General features: G+C 47.3%; 5 protein-coding genes. All 5 read right to left on the bottom strand.

Annotation, left to right across the window (positions count from 1 at the left end; translation table 11 throughout):
* Positions 1-35: 35 nt before the first annotated feature.
* Genes DQG23_RS25610 through DQG23_RS25590 form a run of 5 tightly spaced genes read right to left on the bottom strand, consistent with a single transcriptional unit; the run spans position 36 to position 12,076 of the window.
* The gene (locus DQG23_RS25610; protein ID WP_113033884.1) at positions 36-1,655 is read right to left on the bottom strand and encodes an ABC transporter substrate-binding protein; all 1,620 of its coding nucleotides are present in this window, start codon (positions 1,653-1,655) and stop codon (positions 36-38) included.
* A 29-nt stretch (positions 1,656-1,684) separates the two neighbouring features.
* Positions 1,685-3,106 carry a N,N-dimethylformamidase beta subunit family domain-containing protein gene (locus tag DQG23_RS25605; RefSeq protein ID WP_113033883.1) on the bottom strand — a complete coding sequence of 474 codons (1,422 nt, stop codon included), beginning with the start codon at positions 3,104-3,106 and terminating at the stop codon, positions 1,685-1,687.
* A 38-nt stretch (positions 3,107-3,144) separates the two neighbouring features.
* Complete coding sequence (locus tag DQG23_RS25600; RefSeq protein ID WP_113033882.1) at positions 3,145-4,368, bottom strand: Gfo/Idh/MocA family protein; 1,224 nt, start codon at positions 4,366-4,368, stop codon at positions 3,145-3,147.
* Positions 4,369-4,398: 30 nt separating this feature from the next.
* Positions 4,399-6,357, bottom strand: coding sequence for an alpha-amylase family protein (locus DQG23_RS25595; RefSeq protein ID WP_113033881.1), 1,959 nt, complete (start codon positions 6,355-6,357; stop codon positions 4,399-4,401).
* Positions 6,350-12,076, bottom strand: a complete 5,727-nt coding sequence (locus tag DQG23_RS25590) for a DUF4838 domain-containing protein (protein WP_146762376.1) — start codon at positions 12,074-12,076, stop codon at positions 6,350-6,352. The genes DQG23_RS25595 and DQG23_RS25590 overlap by 8 nt, the downstream gene beginning before the upstream one ends.
* Positions 12,077-12,328 lie beyond the last annotated feature (252 nt).

The following is a 12,328-nucleotide window of genomic DNA, read 5'->3' as shown; positions in this document are numbered from 1 at the left end:
ATGGCCCGGTTCATCAAGTAATGGCATACAATCGCTTATTTCCCTGGCGCTCTTGCCGGATTCTCGATATTGTCAGCGGTTAATCCGGCTTGATTAATAATTTTATTAAGGTTATCAGTCCATGTTTTCTGTAACTTTTTACCGAACTCTTCCGGTGTTATTTTTCCTTCTAACGCTTCTTTAAATAGATTGAAGTTCCCGGTATCCAAGTCGGCTACTCTTGTTAGCAACAGATTGTTCATGACAATTTCTGCATTGCCCAGCATTTTCACATTATCGAACTGTGCTTTAATATCTGCCGGAACCTTTACCCCTTTTACCATAATCGGGCCACCCGGAGTAAATTTATTGGCTTTAACCTGACCGTCTATCCAGGCTTGATAACCGGGTTTGGAGAGCCAGAACATGACAAAATCCAACACCATGTCCGATTGTTCCTGGTTCTTATCAATAATGCTGATATATTCCCCGGTAGCGGACTCGACGCTGCGCACAGGACCTTGCACAAGAGAACCTTCCATCGCCGGATTCTCGAATGTGCCCCATTCGAATGACTGCAACGAACCCGAAGCCTTAATTTGCAACTCTTCTAACCGCTTAGGATCATTAAGGTTTGCCATATCCTTCGTTAATGTCGGCAATGTCCATGTTCCATCAATAATCATGGCAGCTTTCTGTTGAAGGAACAATTGATACTCGTCGCTGGCGACGAAGAAGTCTTTCTGAGCATATTTGGGGAAGAGCATCGCCATATTTTTGACAAGTTCTGCAACCTCGGGTGTATCAAAACGAATCGTTCCATCTTTGATCCCTTTATAGAATCGAGCCTGATTAAAATTATATTTCGAGTTCAAGTATGGATCTTTAGGGTCGGCCACAAATTTACCGTCTATCTCATCGTCAAAGTTATAATCACCCGGTTGTGCTCTGACGATATCGTGCCATTTACGAGTAAATTGATCCATATAGATTTCATTCATCCACAGCGGGACTTTATAACCATAACTGGATGCGATCGGTATAATGCCTGCTTCGTTGATCTTTTTCGCTACCTGCACCATTTCGCTCCAAGTCGTCGGAGGTACGAGGCCCAGTTTATTAAAGATATCTTTGTTATAAAACCACATGATATGAACCGACTGAGTAGCGAGTACGCTCCTCGCCCCTCCCGCATTTTTGCCAACCCAGAAATTCCAATCCAGATCCTCGTCCCATGGGTTGCCCGTATACGGATTTGTCTGATAACGATATCTATCGAAATTAAGATATTTATTGTACGTAGGCATATAAGCTCCGGCTACGATATCTGGTCTAGGTGTACCAGAAGCTAGCATCGTGCCTAATATGCTCGTATAATCAACGCCTGGTCCCCCTTTCGGTTCCCAGATCAACTTCACATCCGGCTGAACCTTCTTGTAAGCTTCCTGCAGGGATTCAAAGCCTTCAATACTAGCGTTGTCCAGGGAAATGACGATTTCGCCTTTATATTGTTTGCTCGCAGGCGGCACATCCGGACTCGCCAACTCTTCCTTTACAGGAGTCTCTGAGGTTCCTGAAGAAGGCTGAGCGGAATCTGGCGTTTCTTTACTGCAAGCTCCCAGAATTACGCTGAATACGAGCAATAATGCAATTACAACTAAACTCATTTTTTTCATAGTTAAAGGCCCCTTCAATAATTTTTAAGTTACCTTTCTCCCAGACACTTTTGAAGTAAATTGCGGGTAATTTGCTGAACTCTCGGGTCAGGCCCTTGCGAACATCCGAGATCGCCTTTGGCGGGAATATGTCCAGGAGGATTGCTCAAGCCTTCCGCCCACCAAATGGTGCCAGCGTTAAAGACCCAGTTCTGACGTTTCCCCGGATACATGACGGCAGCATGTTTAATCCTGCGCTTCTCTACATGTTTGTTACCTTCACTAGCAGCATCGGCAGCAAATCCAAACAGATCGCTTTCAGCTACGATTTCCAACCCCTCTATATCAGGAAAAGGTGCTCCGTGATATTCCCAGCCGACTAGACCCGGAATGGAATCGCCTTTCTTCATTCCGGTTCCGGAAAATACCCAGTGATCCGGTTTGACTACCGTCCAGTCTCCGTATCCTGAACCGTATGAACTGGCTCCCATCAATTGATGTTCATCCTTTATCCGGTGTTTCCGGGCAAAGGAACGAAATGGATTACCGTTTACCTGATCATGATACGGGATAATCTCGTGATACATCGTATTGCCTGAAAGAAAGAGCAGACTGACTCCTGCCTCAAGGGCATCTGCGGTATTCCGATACATTTGGCTAGTCCAATATTCGTCATGTCCTGCCGAGATGAAGACCTTGCAGTTATGGATTAACTCCGGATCATTGTGCAAATCGAGGTTGGAACAATAGGCTACCTCGTACCCCTCGGACTCGAGCCAGTAGGACAGGGGGAATTCCCATAACAGGAATTCTCCGGAGCCGCATGAATGCGGCGAGTCCACAATCTGGCAGTACTTGCTGTACGGACGGTCAAAACTTACCCGCACATTAGGCCCCTCATACCAAAGATAAGGAGATCCGTCGTCATAGATCGAATTTACGCCTGGCCATTTGTTGTAAGCCTGCCAAGTTAGGTCGCTTACCTGGACAAGAATATCGCTCTTCTCTTTCTGTTTGACTACAAAAATAATATAACTTTGAAATGGAACGTCAGCTTCCAGGGAGAGCTTTGCTAAATAGACGCCGCTTACCCAGTCAAGTGGAATCTGCAAACTCACAGACGGTTGCCATTGGCATTCCCGCAGCCTTTCCATACTTTCCATAGGAACCGGCTGTGCCTTTCCGTCGAAAGGTCCCAGCCGCCTCATATGCCTTCCTCCGGTCCCCCCATAATGACCCAGCCGGTAAATGTCTGCCACAAACCCGCAGGCCGGGTCTGTACTAACCATCAGGTCTATCGTTTGACCCGGGTAAACGCTTGTACGGGAAGCATATCCCTCAATCACTTTGGAGCGAAGCCCTCGAATCAGCGGAGAACCCTGCTGGCTTTCCGGATACTCGAACTGAAACGCTTTGATTTGCCAATCTAATGTTCCTTGATGCATGTTTTCTTCTTTTGTCCTATTTCCCATATCCATCTGCCCTTTATACCGATAAATTATTTTTACTATTAATCCAATGAATACTTGCTAGGCGAGCTTGGAGAACGATGAACCCACTTTCCGCATGTAAAGTCCGGGAAATTGACGGGATGTCCTCCCAGCGCTATGGATTGTTCGGAAAGAACCGTCACGGCCATCCAGGCGGCCATATCATAAACATCGATTGGGGGCTCCGTTTGTAACTTTATACTTTCTACAAAAGCGCTTAAACAGAGGTAGTCCATGCCTCCATGCCCGCCTTGCACGCCATTAAGAATGAATTCCTTCCACAAAGGATGCTCGTATTTGCTCCGGTATTTATCGAAAGGTTCCCATGCATGGTCGACGCTTTCCCCTTCGATATAAATAGACTTGTTGTCCTCCATCCAGATTCCCTTTGTCCCTTGAACCCTTCCATTCCTGGAATAGGGACGTGGCAGCATCGTATCGTGTACGAGCAAAATGGTTTCGCCATTCGCGCATTTAATCATTGTCGTGACGATATCGCCTTGTGCAATTTCAGCCCCCCGCATAGGATGCTTTACATCCAAATGGTGTTGCGACCATTCACGGAGTCCGCGGGATTTCGATGCGATAGAGGCCAATGTAACGAAACGATTGCCTCTGTTTATTCCTAAATACTTGGCCACCGGGCCGAGTCCATGGGTCGGATACGTGTCTCCGTTTCGTTTCACGTAATGATCCAAGCAGCCGTTCCTGTTTTCCCGTCCGTAGGCTATCGCTTCTCGAATATCGTGTCCATAGCCGCCCTGGCAATGAATCAATTCCCCGAATATGCCTTGCTTAACCATATTGTGCAGAGCCATTTCCTCTCGTCCATAACAGCAATTCTCAAGCAGCATGCAGGGCACGCCCGATGACTCCGATGTTTGCACCAAGGCGAAACATTCCTCCAGAGCAGTCGCTCCGCTAACCTCCAAACCGACACGTTTACCTGCTCTCATCGCTGCGAGCGCAATATCCACGTGACTGCTCCAACTCGTGGCAATAATAACCCCATCTATATCATCTCTAGCCAATATCGCTTTATAGTCCCGATAAGCTTCCGGTCTCTCCTGTCCGGCTGCTTCCACGATCTCCACTGCCATTTGTAATCTGTCTTCATAAACATCGCTGACTGCCGCTATGATGACATCATCCATCATCATAAGGTTACTTAATAACCCCCGGCCTCGCTCGCCATTTCCGATAATCCCCAAGCGTACCTTACTATCAGTGCCTATTAAATCCATGTATGATCATCTTCCCTATCCATTTATTTATTACTCTTCACCGTTCATGGCTACTACGACCATCATATAACCGTCTATAGCGGGAAGAGGTATTCGAGTATATTCGCCAACCGTTTCATAGGCTAACGCTTCTCCAACAGGCGCGATATAAACCCGCTCCACATTCAAGCCCCTTAAAGATACGAATGCTCCCGTCACTATTTGGCTGTCCTCCACGACGTTATATTTACCTCGCGGTTCCGGGTGCGTGATCTTAATGTGTATCATCCGTTCTCTACCTTTTTTTGTTACCGTTATTCGTGCGGTAGAGGGCATATTTTCATACTTGATTAGCGGATCCGGCAGCAGCTCCTGCAAGCAATACTTGACCATATTCTTGTGAATGGCCATAGCAAACTGATTGTAAGCCGTGAAAATCTTGAAGCTGAATTGAAAAATATTGCCTGACCTAGCTAGTGCGGGACGACCGTTGCTTTTTTCGGGCGGTGTATAAAAATAACCGTGAAACCCGTCCCAATGACGATTAAAATACGGCTGAATATATTCGGCTGTCATATGCGCGCCTTCTTTTACCTGCATCAAAATCCCCGGTTTATACGCGGCGCATATCATATCCGGAATATCGCCATCTGTTGCTTCAAGCATTTTGAAGTAAGGGCTAGTCCACGGGTCCGGACCGTCATAATCCAAATTCCATGCTTGAACGGCAAATTGCGTTTTCTCCGGATTAAGACCTCCATATCCAGAGCTCACTATCCCTTTCCCCTCTTTCAAATGTTTCTCCAGCTTTGCTTGGAGTACCGATGAAACCGTCATCTCATCCGGCAGTATGAGGAGTTGATATGGTGTCAGGTCCATGCGCTCATCCACAAGATCGTACGTATATTTGAGTTCGCCCAATATTCTCACTGCGCCATAATGGCACTGTATAATCTCGCTGCTGGCAGGAATCAAGACCGCAATCTCCGCCACAGCTTTCGCATAATCCGTCCAAGGCTCGTATTGCTCGATCTCCGCGTACACTTCTCCAATCATTCGAAACACGGCAGGGTCTAACCCGTCTCGGGGATGCATGTGGTCTCCGACTGAAGTGGAAACCGCATTGCTAATCGCATCCCAACAATCGTTTCGCAATGAGGTTTTCGTTTTCAATCCGCCGAAATCGCCCCAGCTTGCTTGGAATCTTCCCGACATATACAGCGTTGGCTGGTTGAGATTCCGGGCATAAGCGGCATGAGATGGAAAGAAATCATATCCCCATAATCCCGGCAAGCATTCAATTTCCGAGTGAGTACTTAATCCCTCCGACTCGGCATACAGCAAACCGTTCAGATATAGCAGCTTGTCAGGCCCGACCAGTTCTTTGACTTTGCGACAATACTCCACCGTTTGCGCTCTTGAGAATGCATAAACCTGCTCATCGTTCAACACATCCATGCCTCGCCTGCGCATCTCTTCGCCGCACTCATTTCCGTAACAGGGATAAGGGTGCATATTGATACAATCAAGGAACACTCCCTCGACCGGATACCGGTCGAGGACTTCCTTCACCATGGCCAACATATAATCGCCATACCCCGTATTCAAGCACATATTTCTGAAAAAATGCTCTGTCCGGTCCCCATAGATGACCTGCCCATCCTTATTGACGATACACCACTCTCTATGTTTCCGGGCCATCTCATGATCCAGTCCCAAGTTAAAATAGGCGACTACGCCAATCCCCAGCTTGTGGCATTCCTCGACAATTTGACCGAACATATCAAAGTTCAAGTAAGGGTGCATCACACCGACTTCCGTTGGGTAATAAGCAAAACCTATGTTGCATTTGGCGAACATATTAATAAGTTCAACCTTAGCCTCTTTCAGTGTGCGCGCAAATTGTATCGCATCAAAATTAGCGCCTAAATCAGGTATATCGGGAAGTGTATGAAAGTCAATATGCACTGCTCTTTTGATTAATCTCACTGGTGAACTCCCTTCATCCATTCGATGGAGAATCGTTTAATTTGCGCAAGGAAACATCATCGATATACAGCTTCTCTCCGGCTTCGAAATCCCAAATATAGGCGCCGAAGTTAAACCAGGTCGCATTCTCTTCCGGCGTCACCTCAAAGGTGGTACGAAGCTCAGTCCAATCGCCATTGCTCGAAGCTGCCGCTACCTGTTCCGTATTCACCAGTGGCTTTATTAGTACAATATCTTTATCTCTCAAATCCGCCCACCAACTTATCTTGCCTTCTGTTACGGAATTGGCGGATGTTCTGAAATAAAGAACAGCTTCATAGGTGCCAGGTTCAAATGGAACCAACTGCATTAACCCGCCTTGAGGGGATATCCCCGTGAAGACCATACTATATTCGTCTGTCCGAGCGAACTCCTTCGTTCGGATGCCGGTCCCCACCGAAGATGTATAGGCCAGCCATGGGGGAATGACGCTCATATCTGCGGTGTTGCCATTTTCAAATGAAGCGTTCTTAATCAGATTCCACGCATCACTGCCGGCATGCACCGTAAAGGGCGCAGTCTCAATAGTCTCAATAGCCCCCGAGCCCTTGTAAGCGACGTTCACAACAACCGATTTATCGCTCGCTCCTGCTGAAATATAAGGAATTGTTAATGAAACCGTCCTGACATCTGCATCCCACGATAGGGAAGTTGGATTTACCAATATCGCAGCGCCTCCGTCTACTTTCATTTGTACGGCAAAATCTTCGATTGATAGGCTCTCAGTTGGCTCCTGGTTAAACACCGCTTCCAATCTGCCATTCGCTGCTTGCGCCGATATGATCTTCGTTGGATCCGTTAATTTTCGTAAGGAAACATCATCGACATACAGCTCCTCCCCGGCTTCGAAATCCCATATATTGAAGCCGAAGTTAAACCAGGTCGCATTCGCTTCCGGCGTCACCATGAAGGTGGTACGAAGCTCAGTCCAATCGCCATTGCTCGAAGCTGCCGATACCCTTTCCGTATCCAGTAGTGGTTTTATATAATTAAGGTCTTTATCTCTTAAATCCGTATACCAACTTATCGTGCCTTTTGTTAAGGAATTGGCGGGTGTTCTGAAATAAAGAACAGCTTCATAGGTGCCAGGTTCAAATGGAACCAACTGCAATAACGCGCCGCCGGCAGAGGATACCCCCGTGGAGACCAGACTATATTCGTCTGTCCGAGCGAACGCCTTCGTTCGGCTGACGGTCCCCTTATCATTTATAAGGGGCACCCATGAAGGAATGTCGCTCATGTTTGCGGTGCTGCCCTTTTCAAACGAAGGGTTTTGAAGCAAATTCAACGCATAGACGTTCGCCGCTACGATATAAGGTGCAGAATCTACAGCCTTCATCCCTTTATAGGAGACGCTGACCTCGACAGTCTTGTCGTGTGCCCCGGACGGAATACGAGGAACTTCAATCGTTGCCGTTCTCGTTGTCCGATCCCACGACAGGGAGGTCGGCGTTACGGATTGTTTCACCCACCCGTCAATGCTCACTTGAATGCTAAAATCCGTTATTGTTGGATTCGCCGCTGGCTCAGGTTCAATAACCGCCTGAATCTGTCCATTGTCCGCTGCGACCTTCGTAATTTTCGTCGGGTCGCTCAATTTGTATAACGAGATATCGTCAACATACAGTGTTTCTCCCGGCGAAAAACCTAACAGCTTAACGCCCATCTGCAAGTCTCCGGCTTTCTTCCCGAAAGCGGACTCCGTTACATCGAAAATATAAGTAGCTGCCACCCAGCGACCTTTTGTCGCATTCGGTGAATACATCGTGCCTTCCAGATTGGCAATCACGCCACCCTGTTCGCCGAGTATATTATGAAACCATGTGATCATACCTGTTGCCTCTGTGTCCGCGGGCATATAATAGTGATAAACGACCGCGTATTTGCCCAGCGAAAGTTTAATATCGTCCAGTACGACACCGCCAGGAGCGAGGCCTGTCATCTTGATGCTGTGGCTGCCGGTACGCGCAACCAAATCCGTCCGGTACGTCTCTCCTCCATTTTGCAATCCCCAATACCACCACGGCGTTGCGGCTTGCGGATCCCCAGCAACATCCGTTTCAAATGAAGAATTCGGAAACAAGTTGGTCTCACCGTTAGCGACTGCCAGAAGCAGGTTCGCATTGTCGCGGACGATTGACATCGGGCTGGATACTGCAAGCTGCGCAAGCTGCTCTCTCACGGCGCCCCCCTCCGGCTCATTGACGACCCAATCCAACAAGGCAGTTAAAACGCTATTACTTAACCCGGACCAATCCGCCCCTTTATATCCGACAGGAGGTGGCATCAACACAGGATCGGTTTTAAACGCTTCGAACAATTCGATTCTCCGCTGCGCCATTTCCATACTTGTAACGCTGTCAGCCAGCAGTGCAAGCGCCTGCTCGGAGTTTTGCAGAGCGGTTACGCCTTCCTCTCGAGGGAAGCTTAGCGCCGATGCTTCGTAATACTCGAAGGCATGCATCAGAATTTCAGCGCGAGCCTTCTGTTTATCCGTCTGAGCATTTGCAACAACCTGTTCCATCAAATACCGGCTGTCTGCGATTTCTTCCTTGGTCACGCTGGTTAAGAAACTGGAATCGTAAAAAGGAAGATAAGGAGGCATATCACTGGACGCCGTCCACTGTTTATACCAGTTTGTAGTAAACATGCGAGTCGTCCAGAACTCTTCCCAATGTTCATAATACTGCTGCAAATAAGGGGCGGACTCAGGCCCTACTGCTCGCACATACCATTCATTTAACAGCACATCAACATTTTGATCCGGATCCCATTGCAGCTTGGCCGAAAGCCATGTCTTTGGCCCTTCTCCGAAGTTAGGCGCGAGTTCCGCCACATGACCGATGACGCCATGATCTCTAGCATATTTGTAATTTTCCGCCATTTCGTGCGGATACACACGTGGAAGAGTGTAGGGCCATCCAAACAAATATTCATACCATCCCAGGCTGTTCGCAGCCGGTTGCCACATCGTCATATGCTGTTTGCCGTCATTGCCATAAATCGGATCGATCCAGGTCAAACGGTCATACGTGATATAAGGAGTGACACGAGGATGAAGCGGGAATGAAGGCGGATCGTACACATTCAAATACGCCAGCACCCCAAAGTAAATGTCCGGATGCTTCTCCAACACGCCTTCCACCACTTGATTCACCCAATTGTAGTAAATATCCGACATATCCAGCTTACCCATAGAGTTCAATTTACCGGGATAATTGGGATGATTCGGATTGCTTTCGCAATAATTTTCACTATCGTTTATCCCTAGCGGAAATGATACTTCGTTCGGATTCATATCGAAGTATTCATTAATTCTGGCAATGGCTGCTGTAACCGTATCCGGATTAGAGAAGCATGGCTGCCAGTCATAGGGATGCGTAGGTACAGTGTGATTCGGATAGAAATCAGGGTGATCTGCATAAATTGCCGGATCAAACAAAATGTCCATATTATGATGAAAACGAATGTTCGAACGCAGTCGGTTGTGCCTTGCCCAATCGATATATGAACTTTGTATTTCGGTTCCGAAAAATTGGCGGGATATCGCTGCCGGATTGTTTCGAACGATTTCCTGAGGAACGGCTATTTCAAGATGCTGCGGTACATCCTCTCCATCAGGACCAGGCATCAGCCAACTAATGCCTACGTAACGTTCAAGAAAATCATAAACACCATATTCCGTACCCCATGTTGAAGCTCCGATTATCGTAATCCGATCTTCTTGCGAATCGATGATAAACCCATCGCCGTCCATATCCTCTAACATAGCTTGATGATCCGCCATGTCATCATCGGGGCTAAAGCCGATATAAATCTTCACCGCTTCATTAGAGGTTGGCTCCAGTCCAGTCAACTCTGCTGCCGTTTTCGTTAACAGATCTGCTCCAGTAGATTTCTGCACGTATTTTTTCAATGTTTGGGCAGCTCCAACGATTTGCTGATCAGCGTCTGTCGGAATCACGAGTATTGCCCGTGCATCCCCATTTTCTGCAATGACAGTACCGCCAGCCACGATCATTTCCGTCGATTCCACAGGCTGCGCATTTTTATAACGCACTTCATATTTGACGGACTGCGCTATCCCGGTCGTCGTCACCGATGGAACGATTATTGAAGCTGTCTTAGCTGCAGCATCCCACTCCACCGCAATGGCTTTCACCGATAGCGGAACTGATTGATTAATAGATTGTTTAATTGAAAAATCGTTGACTGTCGGTTCAGAATCAGGCGCTCGGTTAAATACAACTCGTATTGCCCCGTTGCTTGCCGATACCGAGGTAATGCTTACAGGGACGTTAGGTACGCTTGAATCGCCGCCACTATTGCCATTTCCCGACTGAGCATCGGGATATTCCGTCTTTATTGGCTGTGTCTCAAATGTCGACCCTTTCGCATTTCCGCGCAGAGACGCTTTTTCAATCACGCCGGAACCGGTTACATTCGATAAAGTATTTAGTATTAATAAGATGATCTTGGCCTCTTTGCCCATATTCATCTTCGTATTTGCAGCTTGTTCGAAAACGGAGAATTGATTGATCAATCCTCGCAAAAAGTCGATAACAATTTCTTTGCCGGCAACTTCGACTTTGTCGAAGCGACCAATCATTGTTACGATGGATCCACTAGGGAGTGCATCTGTCAGCTTGACCAAGCTGAAAGGAGCATCGCTGCCGGAATCGGTCTGCTCTAAAATAACGGGAGACTTTACGATCACTTCCGATACTTTTGTTTGAGCATTTACAGCTACCCTCACGGATCCTGCTGCTTTATCCACGATTACTACAGCCAAAGTACTATTATCAATGTGAACGCTGCTCGTTCCCCCGCCTTGAATGGTTGTTGTTCCGGCGACTGTCACGTTCTTAAGCCACACATTGCCTTCCTTGACGCTCTCGGCAATTATTAGATCCCCGGAGATCTTCATGTTCTGCAAAATCACGTCCGATGAACGCACAACGACATTCTTTTGAATGAGCTGTTTTCCATCCGATGGCCCATATGTGCCCGGCCTGATGTATTCGGCAATTGATAATGTGCCTAGTGCACGTTCCAACATAACTACAAATTCTGAACGTGTAATAGAGGCTGTCGGCCGAAAAGTGCCATCATTGTAGCCCTGCATGATATTCGCTGCAGCCGCTGCCCCTATAGCTCCTTGGCTCCATAGCGGAATCAACGCAGCATCCGTAAAATTACTAATACTGCTAGTATTCTGACTTGTATCGGAATTAAGCAATCGGGTTATCATGATCGCTGCTTCTTGCCTGGAAAGCTCCTTCTGCACACCCACAGTACCATCCGAGAAACCTTGCAAGTATCCTGCCTTTACCGCTTTGGAAATATCCCCGTACGCCCAATTTGAATCAGTAAGGTCAGAAAAATGAATTTGCGCTTCTTCACTGAATCCGAAGGATCGATTGACAAGCGCTGCAGCTTCTCCGCGACTAATCGTGCGATCCGGTCTCAGGGTACCGTCTGAATACCCTTTAAGGAGCCCTTCTTTCGCCCACGCTGTCATTATTTCTTCTGCCCAGTGCCCCCCCAGATCAGAGAATGACGGTGGGTTAGCCGATGGCGGAACAACTGAATCGGATGCTGCACCGTATGCCGTATCTGTTAGATAACGGTAAGGTGAAAAGATAAAACAAACGATGAGAGAAAGCACAATAATGAGTTGGCTGTTATTTTTCGAAATCACGGGACACCTCCATCGCAGCGTGTACTATTTGTTCGCTAATATCTCGCCTTTCGTAAGTCCCTTGCACATTTTACTGATATACTCCTTTCATCCCTAGTCCTGAAAGCGCTTAAGCCGATTATATAGTGATATTAAGTTTAAAGATTTGCATCGTCAGCCGATTTATTTGCATTCATATTTCAGCCAAACCGTGTAATAAATAATCCTGAATAGGATGGCGGAGACTAAGCGAGAATAGAAATGTTCCGGGGA

This window comes from Paenibacillus contaminans, assembly GCF_003285015.1.
GTDB classification, from domain to species: Bacteria; Bacillota; Bacilli; order Paenibacillales; family NBRC-103111; genus Paenibacillus_V; species Paenibacillus_V contaminans.
This window is presented reverse-complemented; position numbering and strand designations above follow the sequence as displayed.